The organism is Agromyces sp. NPDC058104 (genome assembly GCF_042884835.1).
GTDB lineage: Bacteria > Actinomycetota > Actinomycetes > Actinomycetales > Microbacteriaceae > Agromyces.
In genome coordinates this window covers 1,037,329-1,055,228 of record NZ_JBHVTD010000001.1, presented here as the reverse complement: position 1 = coordinate 1,055,228, position 17,900 = coordinate 1,037,329, and the positions used below count along the sequence as shown (strand labels likewise).

Sequence of the window (17,900 nt, the reverse complement as noted above, 5' to 3'; positions counted from 1 at the left end):
CACTCCCGCGCTCGATCGGCGTCTGCTGGGATGGCGTGATGGACATCCTCATCCTCGGTGGAACGCAATGGCTCGGACGAGAACTCGCCCGTGAGGCGGTGCGCCGCGGGCACGACGTGACCTGCCTCGCGCGGGGCGAAGCGGGTGAGGTCGCGCCGGGCGCGCGGCTCGTCGTGGGCGACCGCTCGCGTCCCGGCGCCTACGACGCCCTCGGCGACCCCGAGTGGGACGCAGTGATCGACGTCACCCGCCAGCCCGGCTTCGCCCGCGGCGCGGCCGCGGCGCTCGCCCCGCGGGCCCGCCACTGGACCTTCATCTCCTCGGGCAACGTCTACGCCCGGCACGACGAGCCGGGCGCCGACGAGTCGGCCGAGCTGCTGCCGCCGCTCGAGTCCGACGAGTCGACGCCCGAGACGTACGGCGAGGCGAAGTCGGCGATCGAGGCGGCGTACCGTGAGGCGCTCGGCGATCGGCTGCTCGTGATCAGGCCCGGCCTCATCGGGGGGCCCGGCGACGCCTCGGGTCGCAGCGGCTACTGGGTCGCCCGTGCCGCGCGCGACGACGAGCCGATGCTCGTGCCCGACATCGAGGCGTCGGCTTCGCAGTTCATCGATGTGCGCGACCTCGTCAGCTGGACGCTCGACTCGATCGAGCGGGGGCTCACGGGAGCGTTCAACGCCGTCGGCGATCGCTCGACGTTCGGGGCGTTCCTCGATGCCTCGCAGACCGTCGGCGGGTACGGCGGCGAGGTCGCGGTCGCGACGCCCGACTGGCTCGCGGCGCAGGGCGTGGCCGAGTGGTCGGGCGAGGAGTCGCTGCCGCTCTGGATCATCGACGCCGACTGGCAGGCCTTCCAGGACCGCTCGAACGCCGCCGCGCGGGCCGAGGGGCTCGAACTGCGCCCGGTCGACGAGACGCTCGCCGACCTCCTCGCCTGGGAGCGCGAGCAGGGGCTCGATCGGGCCCGCGGCGCCGGGCTCAGTGCCGCGCGCGAGCGTGAACTCGTGGCGGCGCTGCGCGCAGCGGGCGCGCGGCAGCCCGAGGAGTGACGGGCTCCAGCAGGATGAGCGGCTCGGCACCGTCGTCTGCAGCCGTGCCGGCCCGCTCATCCTGCGCACGGCGACGGATGTCTCGGGCCCGCGCCGCCGTTCGGCCGGACGCGGGTTCAGTGCCGCACTTTTCAGGATGACGTGGTCGATGGGTGCGCACACGGCGGTGTCTTCTCTCTGGTCCTGAACAGTGCGCGAGCGCCGAAGCCCGCGCGGATCCCCGCCCCGCGCAGTCTGGGATCGCAGACGTCGAGGCTGGTCGAGGGCTGGGCCGCTGCGCCGGCGACTCGTAGCGTGGGGGCATGGCCGATGTCGCACTCTCGAACGATCCGCTCTGGCCCCGGGCGGGTGACTGGCCCGCCCCCGACTCGCTCGGCCCCGAGGCATCCGCCCGCCTGGCGCTGCTCGGCGTGCCCGCCTGGCGCACCTCGCTCTCGCCGACCAACGCGCACGCCACGCCCGCCGCCGTGCGGCAGGCGCTGCGGCGGTACAGCCCGGCGCTCGTGCCCGACCGGGCCGGCCGCGCCGAGGCGATCGACCTCGGCGAGCAGCCCGTGGTCGACGCGGGCGACATCGTCGAGCCCGACGGGCCCGAGGGCGAGGCGCGCACCCGTGCGACCGTCGCCGGCCTGCTCGAGCGCGCCGAGACCGTCATGGCGCTCGGCGGCGACAACTCGGTGACCGTGGCCACGGCGCTCGGCGCGTTCGGCGATCGGCTCGGCACCGCCGGACTCGTCACGATCGACGCGCACTACGACCTGCGCGACGGCGTCTCGAACGGATCGCCGGTGCGTCGCCTCGTCGAGGCCGGGCTCGACCCGCGCCGCATCGTGCAGATCGGCATCGCCGACTTCGCGAACTCCGCCGTGTACGCGCGCCGTGCCGCCGAGCTCGGCATCACGGTCGTGCACCGCGATGAGCTGCACGGGCGCCGCCCCGCCGAGGTCATGGCCGAGGCGCTCGAGATCGCGGGAGCGGCCGGGGGTCCGGTGCACCTCGACATCGACGTCGACGCGTGCGACCGCGCGGTGGTGCCCGGATGCCCCGCCTCGATGCCCGGCGGTCTCGCCGCCTGGGAGCTCCGCGCCCTCGTGCGCGCCGCGGGCTCCGACTCCCGGGTCGTGAGCGCCGACCTCGCCGAGGTCGACGCGACCGCCGACACTCCCGACGGCCGGACGGTGCGCCTCACCGCGCTCTGCGTGCTCGAGTTCCTCGCGGGGGTCGCTGCGCGCTGAGCCGCCGCCGCGGGCGGGTCGACGCCCGGCGTCGGGTCGACGAGGAGCGTCCGGCAGCAGCGCAGCGTCCGGCAGCAGCGCAGCGTCCGGCCGCAGCGCAGCTTCCGGCCGTAGCGCGTCGCGCCGAGGAGTGACAGGCTGGGCGTGTAGTCGACCGCCGCGCCGGCGGCGGTTCCCGCGAAGGGGGTCGCGATGTCGTTCATCACCCGGGGGTTCACCGGCCGCAGCCGCGAGCGCGACGAGCGGCTTCCGCCGGGGCAGACGCTCGTGCACGACTTCCCCGTGCTGTCGGCCGGGCCGACGCCGATGGTCGACACCGCCGACTGGGAGTTCACGATCCAGACTGAGCACGGCAGCCGGCGCTGGAGCTGGGACGAGTTCATGCAGCTCGAGATCGACGACGTCACGACCGACATCCACTGCGTCACGCACTGGTCGAAGCTCGGCACGAGCTGGCGAGGGGTCTCGCTCGACACCCTCTTCGCCGAGGTCGAGACCGAGTACGACTACGTGATGGCGCACAGCTACGGCGGCTACACGACGAACGTGCCGCTCGACGAGCTGCTCGACGGCAAGGCCTGGGTGGCCTTCGAGTTCGACGGCGAGCCGCTGGACCCCGAGCACGGCGGACCGGCTCGGCTGCTCGTGCCGCACCTGTACTTCTGGAAGAGCGCGAAGTGGGTGCGCGGGCTCGAGCTCATGCCCGCCGACGACCCCGGGTTCTGGGAACAGAACGGCTACCACCTCCACGGCGACCCGTGGAAGGAGGAGCGCTACTGGTGAGCGGTGTGCACGAGCTCCAGACGACGCGCACGGGGTGGTACGTCGCCGAGGTCGCCGAGACGCGGCGCGAGACCCCGACGGCCGCGCGTATCTCGCTCGACGTCGCCGGCTGGCCCGGCAATCTCCCCGGGCAGCACCTCGACGTGCGGCTCACCGCCCCCGACGGGTACACGGCGACGCGTTCGTACTCGATCGCCTCCTCCGGCGACGGCGAGCGCGTCGTGCTCGCGGTCGATCGGCTTCCCGACGGCGAGGTCTCGCCGTTCCTCGTCGACGAGGTGCGCCCCGGCGACCGGCTCGAGGTGCACGGCCCGCTCGGCGCGTTCTTCGTGTGGCGCCCGCCGGCCGCCGGCGCGACCGGGCGGCCGGTGCAGCTCATCGCCGGCGGCTCCGGTGTCGTGCCGCTTGTGGCGATGGCACGGGCGCATGCCGAGGCGGGCGACCCCACGCCGTTCAAGCTGCTGTACTCGGTGCGCACGCCCGAGGACGTGTTCTTCGCCGCCGAGCTCGAGTCGGCGCGGCGCGGGCCGGCGCCGCTCGAGGTCGATCTCGTCTACACGCGGCGCGCCCCGGCCGGCAGCACCTCGACCGTCGGCCGCATCACGCGCGACCGCCTCGCGTCCGCCGTGATCGATGCCGAGGCCGCCCCGACCGTCTACGTGTGCGGATCGACCGGCTTCGTCGAGCGCGTCGCCGGGTGGCTGATCGAACTCGGCCACCGTCAGACGGCCATCCGCACCGAGCGCTACGGAGGAACGTGATGCAGCACTTCGACGGCAATCTGCTCGCGGGACCGCTCGCGGAGGTGTTCGCCTTCGACCCGACGACGGCGCGGGCGCGGTGCAACGGCTGCGGCGCCGTCGCCGAGCTCGCGACGGCGCTCGTCTACCGCAGCGGCGCCGGGAGCGTGGCCCGATGCCGCGGATGCGGGGCCGTGCTCCTCACGCTCGTCGAGGGCGGTGGGCGCACGTTCGTGAACTTCACCGGCACCGGAGCGATCGAGATCGCGAAGACAGGGAGGGATGAGGCATGAAGACGCTCTACCTCGTGCGGCACGCGAAGTCGGATTGGGGCGACCCGTTGCTCGACGACCACGAGCGCCCGTTGAACGACCGCGGCCTGCGCGACGCACCGGCCATGGGTCACCGGCTCGCCGAACGAGGGGTGCAGCCCGACCGCATCGTGACGAGCACCGCCGTGCGCGCGCGCAGCACGGCGCGACTGCTCGCCCGCGTGCTCGGCATCGGCGACGATCACGTCGTCGAGCTCGACAAGCTCTACGCGGCGTCGGGCCGGGGCATCCTGAACGTGGCGGCGGATCTCGACGACGAGCTCGGCGTGGCCATGCTGGTCGGCCACAATCCCGGCATGAGCGACGCCGTCGGCGAGCTCACGGGCGAGTGGGTCGAGCTGCCGACGTGCGCCGTCGTCGAGTGCCGGGTCGACGTCGACTCCTGGGCCGAACTCGTCGAGGGCACCGGCGAGCTCCTCGCGGTCGACACCCCGAAGCACTGAGCCGGGTCGCACGCGGCCCGTGCCCCGCTGCTCGGTCGGTCCGTCGGTCGCGTCGCGGTCAGGCGGACAGGATGCCTCCGGCGACGACGCGTCGGACGAGCGGCACCCCGGGGCGGTAGGCGAGGTGCAGGTAGCTCGGGGCATCGAGCTCGACGAGGTCGGCGCGCAGCCCCGGCCGGATCGCGCCCACGTCGTCGCGACGGAGCGCCAGCGCCCCGCCCGCGGTCGAGGCCCACAGCGCTTCGGCGGGAGTCATGCCCATGTCGCGCACCGCGACGGCGATGCAGAACGACATCGAGCTCGTGAAGCTCGAGCCCGGGTTGCAGTCGCTCGCGAGCGCGACGGTCACGCCCGCGTCGATCAGCCGGCGCGCGTCGGGGTAGGGCTGGCGGGTCGAGAACTCGACGCCGGGCAGCAGCGTCGCCACGGTGTCCGACGAGGCGAGCGCCGAGACGTCTGCGTCGCTCAGGAAGGTGCAGTGGTCGACCGACGCCGCCCCGAGCTCGACCGCGAGGCGCACGCCGTCGCCTTCGCCGAGCTGGTTGCCGTGCACGCGCACGCCGAGGCCGGCGGCGGCGCCCGCCTCGAGCACCCGGCGCGACTGCTCGGCGGTGAACGCCCCGCGCTCGCAGAAGGCGTCGACCCAGCGCGAGTGGGGCGCGCAGGCGGCGAGCATCTCGCCGATCACCACGTCGACGTAGGCGTCGGCCGCTGCGGCCTGGTCGCCGTCGAAGCGCGGGTCCTCGCGGAACTCGAACGGCACGACGTGCGCGCCGAGGAAGGTGACCTCCTCGGTCACCTCGCGGGCGAGGCGCACGAGCCGCTCCTCGTCGGCGACGCTCAGGCCGTAGCCCGACTTGATCTCGATGGTCGTCGTGCCCTGTGCGTGCAGCTCGGCGACGAAGCCCGCGAGCCGGGCCCGCAGCTCGTCGTCGGTGGCGCCGCGCGTCGCGGCCACGGTCGACCGGATGCCGCCGGCGTCGTAGCGGCTTCCGGCCATGCGGGCGGCGAACTCCTCGGCGCGGTCGCCGCCGAACACGAGGTGCGTGTGGCTGTCGACGAACCCGGGGATGACGGCGCGGCCGCCGGCGTCGAGCACCTCGACGCCCGCCTCCGGGACCTGTGCGCGGGCGTCGGCCGAGCGGCCGACCCACGTCACCAGGCCGTCGGCGACGAGCACCGCCGCGTCGCGGACGATGCCGAGGGGGCCGCCCTCGCGGCCGGGCTGTTCGTCATTGGTGACGAGTTCGCCGATGTTCGTGATGAGGGTGGCCCGAGGCATCCGTGTCGCCTTTCGATCGTCGTGCGGTGTCGAGGTGGGTGGGGCGGCGTTCAGTCCCGGAGCATCGGCACGTCGACGCCGCGCTCGCGCGCGACCTCGACCGCCCGCTCGTAGCCCGCGTCGACGTGACGGATCACGCCCATGCCCGGGTCGTTCGTGAGCAGCGCCGTGAGCTTCGCCGCGGCGAGCTCGGTGCCGTCGGCGACCGAGACCTGGCCCGCGTGGATCGAGCGGCCGATGCCGACGCCGCCGCCGTGGTGGATCGACACCCAGGTCGCGCCCGAGGACGCGGCGGTGAGGGCGTTGAGCAGCGGCCAGTCGGCGATCGCGTCGGAGCCGTCCTTCATGGCCTCGGTCTCGCGGTACGGGCTCGCCACCGAGCCCGAGTCGAGGTGGTCGCGGCCGATCACGATCGGCGCCTTGAGCTTGCCCTCGGCGACGAGCTCGTTGAAGCGCAAGCCGGCCTTGTGGCGCTCGCCGTAGCCGAGCCAGCAGATGCGGGCCGGCAGGCCCTCGAACTCGACCCGCTCGGCCGCGGCGTCGAGCCACTTGTGCAGGTGCTGCTTCTCGGGGAAGAGCTCCTTGATGGCCTCGTCGGTGACGCGGATGTCTTCGGGGTCACCCGAGAGCGCGACCCAGCGGAACGGCCCGAGGCCCTCGCAGAAGAGCGGCCGGATGTATGCCGGCACGAAGCCGGGGAACTCGAAGGCGCGGTCGTAGCCGCCCTTGCGCGCCTCGTCGCGGATCGAGTTGCCGTAGTCGAAGACCTCGGCGCCCTCGTCCTGGAACTCGACCATGGCCTGCACGTGCTGCGCCATCGAGTGCTGCGCCTTCACCGTGAAGCCCTCGGGGTCGTCGGCGGCGGCCTGCTTCCATTCGTCGACGGACACGCCGAGCGGCAGGTACGCGAGCGGGTCGTGCGCGCTCGTCTGGTCGGTGACGACGTCGACGGTCAGCTCGCCGGCGCGGTGACGGCGCAGCAGCTCGGGGAACACCTCGGCGGCGTTGCCCACGACGCCGACCGACCAGCCGCGGCGCTCGGCCTTCGCCTGCAGCACCTTCGCGATCGCGGCGTCGAGGTCGGTCTCGACCTCGTCGAGGTAGCGCTTGCCGACGCGGCGGCGCAGGCGGGTCTCGTCGACGTCGACCACGAGGCAGGCGCCGTCGTTGAGGGTGACGGCCAGCGGCTGCGCGCCGCCCATGCCGCCGCAGCCGCCCGTGAGCGTGAGCGTTCCGGCGAGCGGACCCTCGCCCTCGCGGGCGGGGGTGGCGCCGTCGGCGACCGGCAGCGCGCTGCCGCGACCCTCGGCGATGAGCTTGCGACCCACCGCGGCGAAGGTCTCATAGGTGCCCTGCAGGATGCCCTGCGAGCCGATGTAGATCCACGAGCCGGCCGTCATCTGGCCGTACATCATGAGGCCCTCGGCCTCGAGCTTGCGGAACTCGGGCCACGTCGCCCAGTCGCCGACGAGGTTCGAGTTGGCGATGAGCACGCGCGGCGCCCACACGTTCGTGCGGAAGACGCCCACCGGCTTGCCCGACTGCACGAGCAGGGTCTCGTCGGGCTCGAGGCGCTTGAGCGTCTCGGTGATGGCGTCGAAGGACTCCCAGTTGCGGGCGGCCTTGCCGGTGCCGCCGTAGACGACCAGGTCTTCGGGGTGCTCGGCGACCTCGGGGTCGAGGTTGTTCATGAGCATGCGCAGCGGCGCCTCGGTCTGCCAGCTCTTCGCGGAGAGCTCGGTGCCGCGCGGGGCGCGGACGGTGCGCGGGCCGGCGGCGGCGCGCGTCTCGGTCGTGGGTGCGTCGGTCATGCTTCGATGCTCGCGCACCGACAGCGGGCCGACAATGGATGCCTCGCGGCGGGCGTCCGGGATCCCAGAACTCGTCCGCGGCGGCGTCGGGTTCGCCGGACAGCCCCGGGCCTCGTCGGCTCGGGCGACCGGAACGCTCAGCCGAGGTCGATGCCGCGGGCCGCCATGAACGGGATCGCGTCGATCGCGGAGCCGTCGAGGCGGACTTCGAAGTGCAGGTGGCAGCCGGTCGAGGCGCCGGTCGAGCCGACCGCGCCGATGAGCTCGCCGGCCGCGACCTTCTGGCCCGGGGCGACGAGGATGCCGCCGTCGATGAGGTGCGCGTACCCGGTCGAGACGCCCGAGCCGTGGTCGAGGAGGACCCAGTTGCCGTACGAGCCGTTCGACCGCGCCTCGACGACGGTGCCGCCGGTCGCGGCGAACACCGGCGTGCGGCAGCCCGCTGCGAGATCGGTGCCGCGGTGGAAGTCGTTGACGCCGGGCAGCGGCTTGTTCGGTCGCGGGCCGAAGCCGTCGGTGAGGTTGCCGCTCTCGAGTGGGTTCGACCAGCCTTGGTCGCTCAGCTGCCCCGAGTCCTGCGGGAGGGTGTCGAGGAAGGCGACGCTCGTCGACGCGACCCGCGTCTTCAGCCCGGAGAGGGCGGAGCGAGCCTTGCTCACGGCGCGCTCGGCGTCGTCGACCTTCTCCTCCGCGGCGTCGATGTCGATCTCGTCGACCGCGGCCCACGCCTCTTCGGCTCGCGCCTCGGCCGCGTCGGCCTGGGCGTCGCGCTTCGCGGTGATCTCGAGCAGCTGGTCGGCGTCGCCGGCGATGTCGGAGATCCGGGCGACTCCACCGAGCCCGGCGAGCAGGTCGCCGCCCGAGCCGATGGCGGCGCTCATGGAGTTGAGGGAGGCGTTGCCGCCCTTCGACGCGGCGAGGTAGCCCGCCGCGGCGACGTCGGCGTCATGCCTGGCGTCATCGGCGATCGACTGCATGCGCTCCGCGATGCCGCGTGCGACCTCGCGGGTGGACTTCAGTGCTGCGAGCTCGGCCTCGGCGTCGCGCAGTGCGGCGACCGCACGATCGAGACGGGCCCGTGCCTGGAGCAGGGGGCCGACGTTCGAGTCGGTCGTCGTCGAGATGCGGGCGAACGGCCCGTCGCCGATGAGCACGACGGGCGCGCTGGGCGCGGTCGACGGCTTCGGAGCGGGCGGCTGGGTGCCCGGCGTCGGCGTCGGGGTGGGCGTCGGAGTCGGCGTCGGCGTCGGGGTGGGCGTCGGAGTCGGCGTCGGCGTCGGCGTCGGAGTCGGGGTGGGCGTCGGCGTCGGCGTGGGCGTGGGCTCGGGAGTCGGCGTCGGCTCCTCGGTCGGCGTGGGCTCCTCGGTCGGCGTCGGCTCTTCGGCCGGCGTCTCTTCGGCGGGGGCCTCGGTCTCGGCCGAGGAATCGCTCGTCTCGGTCGTGGAGGTCTCGGTCGTCGCCGTCTCGGTCGCCTCGACCGGGGCGACCTCTTCGGCCACCGCAGCGGGGACCGCATTCATGCCGATGAGCACCGCGATCGCGGCGGCCGCCACGGCAGTTCCGCTCGGCCGGGCGCGACGCGCTCGGAAGGGGTCTTTCGCGGTGAGACTGAAGCGGTGCGGCATTGGGTTCCGTTCGGGTTGCCGGGTTTTCGGGCCGACGTACCTCAGTCTTGCACCCACCTCTGCGAGGCACAACCGCTCCGCGCGTCGCGGTCGTGCCCTCTTCGGGGGAGCCGGACGGCGCCGCAGGGGCCACCCGGACCACGACGGAGGAGGGGCGATCCGCCGTGCGGACCGCCCCTCGAGGCCTCGGCGAGCGTCGCCGGGGCCGGTGTTCGCGGGCTCAGTCGAGCGCGCCCACGGGCGCTGCCGCGCGTGCGGCGACCTCGCCCGACAGCACCGCCGCGGTGATCGCCTCGATCTCGGGGGAGAGGTGACGGTCGGGGCCGGGGCCCGCCCCGAGCGACTCGGTGAGTGCGACGACGGCGCCGGTCGGCGCTCCGGGCTCGAGCGGTGCGCGCAGCGCGAGGCCGCGCGCAGCGGTCATCACCTCGATCGCCAGCACCCGGGCGAGCCCGTCGATCGAGCGGCGGAGCTTGCGGGCGGCGGCCCACCCCATCGACACGTGGTCCTCCTGCATGGCCGACGAGGGGATCGAGTCGACCGAGGCGGGCACGGCGAGGCGCTTCATCTCCGAGACGATGCCCGCCGCCGTGTACTGGGCGATCATGAGGCCCGAGTCGACGCCGACCTCGTGGGCGAGGAACGGCGGCAGCCCCTGGTTGCGGGCCCGGTCGAGGAACCGGTCGGTGCGCCGCTCGCTCATCGAGGCGACGTCGGCCGCAGCGATCGCGAGGAAGTCGAGCACGTACGCGACGGGCGCGCCGTGGAAGTTGCCGTTCGACTCGACGCGGCCGTCCTTCGTGAGCACGGGGTTGTCGATCGCGCTCGCGAGCTCGGCCTCGGCGACCGAGATCGCGTGGGCGAGCGTGTCGCGTGCGGCGCCGTGCACCTGCGGCGAGCAGCGCAGCGAGTAGGCGTCCTGCACGCGGCCGTCCTCGGGGCCCTTGTGCGAGTGCACGATGGGCGACTCGGCGAGCAGGCGCCGCAGGTTCGCGGCCGAGCGGGCCTGCCCGCGCTGCGGGCGCAGCTCATGCAGGTCGGCGGCGAAGACCGCGTCGGTGCCCATGAGCCCCTCGACGCTCATCGCGGCCGAGACGTCGGCGGTCGTGAGCAGCAGGCGGAGGTCGTCGATCGCGAGCGCGAGCATGCCGAGCATGCCGTCGGTGCCGTTGATCAGGGCGAGGCCCTCCTTCTCGCCGAGGTGGAGCGGCGCGATGCCGGCCGCCGAGAGCGCCGACGAGGCATCCATGTGCTCGCCCGAGGCGTCGCGCGCCTCGCCCTCGCCCATCGCGACGAGCGCGCAGTGCGCGAGGGGGGCGAGGTCGCCCGAGCAGCCGAGCGAGCCGTACTCGCGCACGACGGGGGTGATGCCGGCGTTGAGGATCGCGGCGTAGGTCTCGGCCGTCTCACGGCGCACGCCCGTGCGGCCGGTCATGAGGGTCGAGAGGCGCAGCAGCATGAGGGCGCGCACGACCTCGCGCTCGACCTCGGCGCCCGAGCCGGCGGCGTGCGAGCGCACGAGGCTCGCCTGGAGCTGCGCGCGGCGGTCGTCGGCGATGAAGGTCGTCGCGAGGGCGCCGAACCCGGTGGAGATGCCGTAGTGCGGGTTCGGGTCGGCGGCGAGGCCGTCGATGATCGCGCGGCTCGCCGACACCTCGGCGAGGGCGGCCTCGTCGAGCACGATGGATGCCCCGTGGCGTGCCACGGCGACGACGTCGTCGATGCTCAGGCCGGCGATGCCGACGGTGACGGCCGTGGGGGTCGAGGTCGCGTTGCTGCTCATGTCTGCTATTCCACCTCGCGGATGCCACGAGCGGGAGGCGCGTTCGGGCGTCGCCGTCTGGCATCCCGGACGGTAGGGTCGCCGTATGGCGACATCGAAGGTGCCGGCGGCCGACCAGACGCTCGCGATCCTCGCGCACCTCGCCGCGCAGCGCGGGCCGGTGCCCGCCGCGACCATCGCGCAGGCGCTCGAGCTGCCGCGCTCGACCGTCTACCACCTGCTCGCCGTCATGCAGGAGCGCGGGTTCGTCGTGCACCTCCCCGAGGAGCGCCGCTACGGGCTCGGCATCGCCGCGTTCGAGCTCTCGAGCGGATTCAGCCGCCAGCAGCCGCTCGCGCGGCTCGGCGGGCCGCTCGTCGCCGGGCTCGTCGACCGGCTCGGCGAGAGCGGGCACCTCGCCGTGCTCCACGGGCACGACGTGCTCTACCTCGTCGAGGAGCGGGCCCCGCGCCGGCCCTCGCTCGTCACCGACGTCGGCGTGCGGCTGCCCGCGCACCTCACGGCGACGGGGCGGGCGATGCTCGCCGCGCTGCCGCCCGCGCAGCTGCGCGCGCTCTACCCCGACCGCGCCGCCTTCGCCTGGCGCGGAGCCCCGAACGAGACGGGGGAGTGGCGGTACGGCCGCCTCAAGCAGGTGCTGCAGCGGGTGCGCGAGGCGGGCTGGGCCGCCGAGGACGGCGAGGTCACCGAGGGGCTCGCCTCGGTCGGTGCAGTGGTGCTCGACCACGTCGGCTGGCCGGCCGCCGCGATCGCGGTCACCTATCGGGCCGACTCGGATGCCGCGGCCCACGCCGACGAGATCGCCGCCGCCGTGCGCGCCGCGGCCGCCGAGCTCTCGCGCCGCATCGGCGCCGCGCGCTGAGCGGGCCGTTCGACACGGCGGCTCGCTCGATCAGACGAGCCCCGCCCGGCGGCCCCACGCGACGGCCTCGCCGCGGCCACGAACCCCGAGCCGGCGGTAGATGTTCGAGGTGTGGTGCATCGTCGTCTTCGGCGCGACGACGAGCCGCTCGGAGATCTCCTTGTTGCTCATCCCCGCGGCGAGCAGGACGAGGATCTCGAGCTGTCGAGGGGTGAGCAGGGTCTGTTCGGGCGGCTGCGGGTTCGCCGTCGCGTCGACGAAGTCCAGGGACTCCTTCGCGATGCGGGCCCAGCTCCACGCCGCCCCCTCGTTGCAGGCGCGGGCGAACGCGTCGTCGCCGAGCGCGGCACGCACCTGTTCGATGGTGGCGTCGTAGAGTGCGCGGTTGGCGCCGATGATCGCGCGCCGGACGAGCTCGGCATGGTCGGCGATCGCCCCGTGCAGTCGAGCGGCGAGCTGCGGTTCGCCGCCGGCGGCCGCGATCACGACGGTCGTCATCACGCCGATGCCGAGGCCCGCGGGCAGCCCGATCGTCGCGGCGGCGCGCAGGCCCGCCGCCGTCGTCCGCGCAGCGGTCGCCGCGTCGTGGTCGAGGAGGCAGAGCGCCGCGACGCCGTATGCGGGGCCCAGCAGCGATCGACGGCTCGGCAGCCGGTCGACGAGGAGCGCGAGGTCCTGCGCGGAGGGCCGGATCGCCGGCACCTGCGCCGTGCCCGCGGGCAACTGATGGAACATGAGGGCCGCCTGCACGGTGGGCAGCAGCAGGTCGTGGCGGCGCGCCACGCTGTACGCGCGAGCGGCGAGCCGCCCGGCCTCGTCGAAGCGGCCCTCGACATGGGCGATCATCGCGGCGAGCAGTTCGAAGTGCGCGAGCGCGATCGGGCGGCCGTGCCGCGTCGCGAGCGCGATCGCCTGCTCGGCGTGCGCGCGGGCCCGGTCGAAATGCCCGATCGTCCTCGCCGAGCCGACTGCCTGCGAGAGGCATTCGAGGCTGACGTCGACATCGCCGAGCTCTGCCGCCGCGGCGACGAGCGCCAGCAGGTCGTCGGCGATCGCGTCGGCGTCGGTGCCGGGATCGACCGACTCGAAGCGCCGTCGGAGCCGATACGCCTCGAGGAGCAGCACCAGCCGCGCGGGAGCACCCGTGGTGCCGATCGCGTCCCAGTCCATGCGCTCGACCACCTGATCGAGCAGTCCGCCGTCGGCGTTCAGGCCCCCGTACTCGGCGCCGTGCATCGACAGGGCGAGCGCCAGCTCGCCCGCGCCCGTCGCGGGGTCTGGGACGGTCGTCGCGTCGGCGTCGGCGTCGGCGAGCCGCCAGGCAGCCGCCCGGATGTCGCGTTCGCGGCGGGCGAGCACCGCGTGCCAATGCTCGGCCGAGGCATCGTCGGCGAGGCCGATCGCAAGGGCGGCGGTCGCATCGCGGGCGCAGGCCCGCAGTGCGGCGATATGCCCCGAGCCCGAGCCCGAGCCCGAGCCCGAGCCCGAGCCCACGCCGGCACCGCGCTCCTCGAGCAGCTCGCGGTGCGGGCGGCGGAGGCGGAAGAGCGTCTCGGGGGTCGCACGGTCGACATCGACGAGGTCACGATCGACGAGTGCCGGGAGATCGCCGATGACTCCGGAGGGGACGGCGTCGGAGAGTTCCGCGAGCGTGCACCAGTCGACGAACCCGGCCAGGCGCTCGGCGAGGCCGAGCTCGGTCGCGCTCAGGTCGCCGAGCGCGTCGGCGACGGCGGCGCGAACGGTCGCCCGGTCGGGACCGCGCCCGGGCACGTCGAGCACCTCGGCCACCGGGCGGTCGCGCAGGGCGCCGATGAGATCGGGCAGCGACAGCGCTGAGGTACGGTGGGCGGCGAGCTCGATGGCAGGGGTCCAGCACTCGAGCAGTTCGCACAGCGCGCCGATGTCGGCGGCGTCGGCCTCGGCGTCGAACACGCGACCGCTCGCGGTCGCAGTCGTGACGAAGAGCGTCGCCGCGGCGTCGCCGGTCAGTCGAGGCATCCTCAGCACCCCCGAACCCAAAGATAGGGCAAACGCCCGATTGCGGGGCAGGGTCGGCAGCAGTTCCGTTGGGTCATGAGCCCCAAGCGTCGTCTCCTCGCGATCGTCGCTGCGATCGCCCTCCTCGCCGGCGTCGGCCTCGCGCCCGCCTCGATCGCGTCGGCGCTGCCGCCGCAACCGACCGATGTGGTGCCGCCGATCATCGCCAACACCGAGAGTGGCATCCTGCGCGATCTGCCGACGAAGTACTACCAGGCCGTCGAGGACTTCGAGAACCAGGCGATCCAGGACGTGCTCGACACCCATTCGCTGCCCGACGGCGACGCGAACGCCGTGCGGGCGTGGGCGCGCGACGCCGTGCGCTCGCAGGAGTTCCTGAACCTGCTGGGCATCATCTCGAAACCGGCCGCCGAGCGGACGGCGGGCGAGGCGCTCGTCCACGAGTGGTTCCAAGGGGTCTACCAGCAGCAGCTCGTCGCTCAGGCCCAGGCCGCGCTCGACCAGTACCTCGAGTGGTCGGGCCTCACGCTCGACACGATCTCGCTCGATCCCGTCCCGCTCCTGCCCGGCGGCGGCGGGTACTGCGACTTCCACCCGCCGAAAGCGCTCGAGGAGGGCACCGGCGAGTTCGGCGGCGTCTACGACCCGAGCCTGCTGCCGCAGTGCCAGGACTCGACCGGCACCACGGTGGCCTGCCAGCTCGGACCCACCGGATGCCCCGTGCCGTGGCCGACGGTCGAGCAGTTCGAGCAGTGGGGGCGCTATCTCTCGCAGGAGAACCTGTGGGAGGACCCGGTGTTCCCGAACCTCGCGATGGAGTCGTCGGTGGGCATCGGGCTCGCCGCGACGATGGTGGCGACCGGCGTCGCGACCGCGGCCGCGAGATCGTATGCGGCGGTGCCCGTCGCCCAGACCTCGGGCACCCTGTTCACCAAGGTCTTCCCGTACTCGGCGCGCACGTTCTTCAAGGTCGGCGCCGACGTGACCAAAGAGGCCATGAAAGGGGCCACGACGGCCGCACGGGCGTCGGCCGGCGTGATCCGGGCGGGTGCCGTCGCGTTCGTCGTCGGCACGATCATCACCGCCCTCGTCACGATCGGGCTCGAGTCGTGGACGATCTACGAGCACCAGCAGATCCCGATCACGCTGAAGAAGGCGCTCGCCGACGCGAAGGCCACCGCACCGGACCTCGCCGCGGCGGCCCAGAAGGAGTCCGGAGTCGGTGCGCTCCTCACGACATTCCTCTCGACCACGCAGATCGACGTCGACTACGACTGCCAGCTCGAGAACGACTGGAACCCCTACTCCGCATTCCCATGTGCGAACGCCCCGGACCCGGCGGCCCCCGTGGCGACCGATGCCCGCTTCTGGGTCTCGACCGAGGCCGGCGGAGTGACCTCGGGCGACTTCGCCGACACGATCTACACGGTGAACCCCCTCGACTCGCCGGCCCCGTTCTCGCTCAACGAGCTGACCCGGCCCTCGGGCGACGGCTGGTTCGTCGTGACGAAGTACGACGGCAACCTGGCCGAGAACGTCGACTCGCCGACGACGGCGGGGGCGACCCTGCAGACCCTGCGGCTCTACTACCGCGACTGGGAGGGTGCGGGCATGGTCGCCGAGCGGGTGATGGTCGACGGGCAGCCGATGTTCGCGATCTCCGCGCTCGACAGTGACGACCTCGGCAGGTGCGCCACCGCCCCGGCGACCGGAGCGACGCCGACCTGTCTGACCGACACACTGCGCTACGTGCAGCCCGACGGCACGAAGGCCTCCGCGCGCATCGTCGCCGCCGGTGCGGCCGGGCCGAAGGTGAGCGCGGTCGTGCCCGCCCGGGTGGTCGCCGGTGAGCCGTTCGCCCTGTCGGCCACCGCCGAGGCCACCTTCGGCAGGCCGCCCTTCACCTACAGGTGGATCGTCTCCGGCAGTTTGTACACCGGACCCGCGGTGACGGCCACTTCGCAATACGCGGGCAATGTGGGGGTCTACCTCGAGGTGGCCGACGCGCAGGGCAACACGACCGCCGAGACCTTTCCCGTGCTCGCGGCGCAGAAGACGACCGTGACGGTGAAGACCTGGCCGGACGGCGACGTGCCCTACGGCGGCACTCGGAAGGTGTGGGCCGCGATCAGCCCGCTCAAGGTGCAGGGTACGCAGTGCACCTGGAACCAGCAGACCGGTGAGCTGGGGTGCACCAGTCCCACCGGTGCGGTGCAGTTCTTCGTCGACGGGCGTCCGCTCGGCGACCCGGTGCAGGTCACGCAGAACTACCTCGAGCCGTGCTTCACGGGCGGCGGGTGCCCCTGGACCTGGGGTGACAACGTCGCCTACGCCCCGGCCATCCCGCTGCCGACGACCGGGATGGCGACGGGGAGCACCCACGAGGTGACCGCGGTGTACTACGGCGACGAGAAGTTCGTCGGCGCGACGAGCCAGACGCTCGATCTCGACATCGTGCAGGCCGCACCCGTGGTGACGCTGACCTCGGGATCGACCTACCCGAGCCCCCAGACACCGGTGACGCTGACCGCGAAGGTGCAGGCGTCCGACGGCTCTCGGGGCGTGCCGACCGGCACGGTGCAGTTCCTCGAGGGGACCTCGCTCGCCCCGCTCGCGCCGCCCGTGACGGTCGACTCGGCCGGCAACGCCGCCCTGCCCGACGTCGAGCTGAAGTTCGTCAACTCGCTCGCCGTGCGGTACCTCGGCGACCAGAACTTCGCCCCGGCCGTAAGCGGTGCGACGACGATCCGCTTCCCGGTCGCGACGAGCGCGACCGTCGAGCCGGCGTCGAGCACCGTGCTCGCCGGGTCGCAGGTCGACCTGTCGATCACCCTGCTCGACGAGCTCGGCGCGCCCTTCGCAGGTGCCCCCGTCACCGTGTCGCCCGGCGGGCATACCGCGATGACCGACGCCGAGGGCGTCGCGAACGTCTCGGTCACGTCCGACGCGATCGGCGAGGTCACCTACACGGTCGCCGCCGGGTCCGCCACCGGCCTGGGCTCGGCGACGGTCCTGTACGGCAGCATCCCGGTGATCCACGACGCGGATGCCGCCGCCGAGGTCGGGGTGCCCTTCACCCGCTCACTGAGTGCCGAGGGCGTGCCTGCACCCGCCATCTCGGTCGGCGGGCTGCCCGACGGGCTGTCGTTCGACACGTCGACGGGGGAGGTGACCGGCACGCCGACCGGGGCGGGCACGACCGAGACGCCGATGACGGCGACGAACGCGCTCGGCTCCGCGAACGCGACGTTCTCAGTCACCGTCCACCAGGCCGTGGCGATCACCACGACCGAGTTGCCGCACGGCACGGCGACGCTGCCGTACGAGGCGCTCGCCGAGGCCGGCGGGGGGCTCGCCCCGTTCGACTGGTCGGCCGACGGACTGCCCGACGGCCTCGTGCTCGACGAGTCGACCGGCGCGATCACGGGGTCCACGACGGTGGAGGGCACGACCGAGGTCGTGCTGCACGTCACCGACGCGCTCGGCGGCACTGACTCGACCGAGCTCGAGCTCGTGCTCGCCCCGAAGCCGCGGCCCGACCTCGAGGTCGGGCTCTCGGTCGGCCGCCTCGTCACCGGGCAGACGGCGCGGTACGTTGTGTCCGTCGAGAACACCGGCAACGCGGTGGGCAAGGCGCCGATCGTCGTCAGGACCACCCTCGACCCGGGACTCCGGTTCATCGGCCTCGCGAGCGGCGGATGGAACTGCACGAGCGCGCGCCAGGTCGTCACCTGCACCGACCAGGGCGACCTCGCGATCGGTTCGGTTGCGACGCTCGAGCTCGACGTACGGGTCATCACGAGGCCCGGCTCGGTCACGACCGACGTCACGGCCGTGCCGGTCGTCGACGAGATCGACACCGTCGACAACATGACCGCGCTCACCGCGGCGGTCGTGAACCGGCGACGCTGAGCAGCATGGGGCCGAACCGGCCACGCGAGTCGCCGAAAGGTG

Annotated in this window: 13 protein-coding genes; 8 read left to right on the top strand and 5 right to left on the bottom strand. The window is 73.5% G+C overall.

The window, feature by feature from the left end:
* Positions 1-38: 38 nt before the first annotated feature.
* The 6 genes from ACFVTH_RS04995 (at position 39) to ACFVTH_RS04970 (ending at position 4,582) form a co-directional block, all read left to right on the top strand.
* Positions 39-1,049 (top strand): NAD-dependent epimerase/dehydratase family protein, encoded by a 1,011-nt coding sequence (locus tag ACFVTH_RS04995; RefSeq protein ID WP_387087320.1) that lies wholly within the window; start codon positions 39-41, stop codon positions 1,047-1,049.
* Between the two features lie 302 nt (positions 1,050-1,351).
* The gene (locus ACFVTH_RS04990; protein ID WP_387087318.1) at positions 1,352-2,284 is read left to right on the top strand and encodes an arginase family protein; all 933 of its coding nucleotides are present in this window, start codon (positions 1,352-1,354) and stop codon (positions 2,282-2,284) included.
* A gap of 192 nt (positions 2,285-2,476) precedes the next feature.
* Positions 2,477-3,067, top strand: coding sequence for a sulfite oxidase-like oxidoreductase (locus ACFVTH_RS04985; RefSeq protein WP_387087316.1), 591 nt, complete (start codon positions 2,477-2,479; stop codon positions 3,065-3,067).
* Positions 3,064-3,828 carry a ferredoxin reductase gene (locus tag ACFVTH_RS04980; RefSeq protein WP_387087314.1) on the top strand — a complete coding sequence of 255 codons (765 nt, stop codon included), beginning with the start codon at positions 3,064-3,066 and terminating at the stop codon, positions 3,826-3,828. Before ACFVTH_RS04985 ends, ACFVTH_RS04980 begins: the two co-directional genes overlap by 4 nt.
* The gene (locus tag ACFVTH_RS04975; protein WP_387087312.1) at positions 3,828-4,100 is read left to right on the top strand and encodes a DUF6510 family protein; all 273 of its coding nucleotides are present in this window, start codon (positions 3,828-3,830) and stop codon (positions 4,098-4,100) included. Before ACFVTH_RS04980 ends, ACFVTH_RS04975 begins: the two co-directional genes overlap by 1 nt.
* Positions 4,097-4,582 (top strand): SixA phosphatase family protein, encoded by a 486-nt coding sequence (locus ACFVTH_RS04970; RefSeq protein WP_387087310.1) that lies wholly within the window; start codon positions 4,097-4,099, stop codon positions 4,580-4,582. The genes ACFVTH_RS04975 and ACFVTH_RS04970 overlap by 4 nt, the downstream gene beginning before the upstream one ends.
* A gap of 58 nt (positions 4,583-4,640) precedes the next feature.
* Here the strand turns inward: ACFVTH_RS04970 and hutI are convergent, their stop codons facing one another.
* The 4 genes from hutI to hutH all read right to left on the bottom strand — a co-directional run bounded on the left by hutI (position 4,641) and on the right by hutH (position 11,083).
* Positions 4,641-5,864 (bottom strand): imidazolonepropionase, encoded by a 1,224-nt coding sequence (gene hutI, locus ACFVTH_RS04965; protein WP_387087308.1) that lies wholly within the window; start codon positions 5,862-5,864, stop codon positions 4,641-4,643.
* 50 nt (positions 5,865-5,914) lie between these two features.
* The gene (gene hutU, locus ACFVTH_RS04960; protein ID WP_387087306.1) at positions 5,915-7,675 is read right to left on the bottom strand and encodes a urocanate hydratase; all 1,761 of its coding nucleotides are present in this window, start codon (positions 7,673-7,675) and stop codon (positions 5,915-5,917) included.
* A 137-nt stretch (positions 7,676-7,812) separates the two neighbouring features.
* On the bottom strand, positions 7,813-9,228 hold the full coding sequence (locus tag ACFVTH_RS04955) for a M23 family metallopeptidase (protein WP_387087304.1): 1,416 nt from the start codon (positions 9,226-9,228) through the stop codon (positions 7,813-7,815).
* A 292-nt stretch (positions 9,229-9,520) separates the two neighbouring features.
* Positions 9,521-11,083 carry a histidine ammonia-lyase gene (gene hutH / locus ACFVTH_RS04950; protein WP_387087302.1) on the bottom strand — a complete coding sequence of 521 codons (1,563 nt, stop codon included), beginning with the start codon at positions 11,081-11,083 and terminating at the stop codon, positions 9,521-9,523.
* An 85-nt stretch (positions 11,084-11,168) separates the two neighbouring features.
* On the opposite strand from hutH, the gene ACFVTH_RS04945 reads away from it, so the two are divergent.
* Positions 11,169-11,945: an IclR family transcriptional regulator gene (locus tag ACFVTH_RS04945; RefSeq protein WP_387087300.1), complete on the top strand. Its 777-nt coding sequence runs from the start codon at positions 11,169-11,171 to the stop codon at positions 11,943-11,945.
* Between the two features lie 30 nt (positions 11,946-11,975).
* Here ACFVTH_RS04945 and ACFVTH_RS04940 read toward each other — a convergent pair whose 3' ends face one another.
* Positions 11,976-13,946 carry a LuxR C-terminal-related transcriptional regulator gene (locus ACFVTH_RS04940; RefSeq protein ID WP_387087298.1) on the bottom strand — a complete coding sequence of 657 codons (1,971 nt, stop codon included), beginning with the start codon at positions 13,944-13,946 and terminating at the stop codon, positions 11,976-11,978.
* Positions 13,947-14,021: 75 nt separating this feature from the next.
* Here ACFVTH_RS04940 and ACFVTH_RS04935 point away from each other — a divergent pair, with 75 nt between their 5' ends.
* Positions 14,022-17,858 carry a putative Ig domain-containing protein gene (locus tag ACFVTH_RS04935; protein ID WP_387087296.1) on the top strand — a complete coding sequence of 1,279 codons (3,837 nt, stop codon included), beginning with the start codon at positions 14,022-14,024 and terminating at the stop codon, positions 17,856-17,858.
* Positions 17,859-17,900 lie beyond the last annotated feature (42 nt).

Bases quoted from the DNA above. Each gene is read 5' to 3' on its own strand.
- ACFVTH_RS04995 (WP_387087320.1), top strand. From the start codon at position 39: ATGGACATCCTCATCCTCGGTGGAACGCAATGGCTCGGACGAGAACTC.
- ACFVTH_RS04945 (WP_387087300.1), top strand. From the start codon at position 11,169: ATGGCGACATCGAAGGTGCCGGCGGCCGACCAGACGCTCGCGATCCTC.
- ACFVTH_RS04935 (WP_387087296.1), top strand. From the start codon at position 14,022: ATGAGCCCCAAGCGTCGTCTCCTCGCGATCGTCGCTGCGATCGCCCTC.
- hutI (WP_387087308.1), bottom strand. From the start codon at position 5,864: ATGCCTCGGGCCACCCTCATCACGAACATCGGCGAACTCGTCACCAAT.
- ACFVTH_RS04985 (WP_387087316.1), top strand. From the start codon at position 2,477: ATGTCGTTCATCACCCGGGGGTTCACCGGCCGCAGCCGCGAGCGCGAC.
- ACFVTH_RS04970 (WP_387087310.1), top strand. From the start codon at position 4,097: ATGAAGACGCTCTACCTCGTGCGGCACGCGAAGTCGGATTGGGGCGAC.
- ACFVTH_RS04940 (WP_387087298.1), bottom strand. From the start codon at position 13,946: ATGCCTCGACTGACCGGCGACGCCGCGGCGACGCTCTTCGTCACGACT.
- ACFVTH_RS04990 (WP_387087318.1), top strand. From the start codon at position 1,352: ATGGCCGATGTCGCACTCTCGAACGATCCGCTCTGGCCCCGGGCGGGT.
- hutH (WP_387087302.1), bottom strand. From the start codon at position 11,083: ATGAGCAGCAACGCGACCTCGACCCCCACGGCCGTCACCGTCGGCATC.
- hutU (WP_387087306.1), bottom strand. From the start codon at position 7,675: ATGACCGACGCACCCACGACCGAGACGCGCGCCGCCGCCGGCCCGCGC.
- ACFVTH_RS04975 (WP_387087312.1), top strand. From the start codon at position 3,828: ATGCAGCACTTCGACGGCAATCTGCTCGCGGGACCGCTCGCGGAGGTG.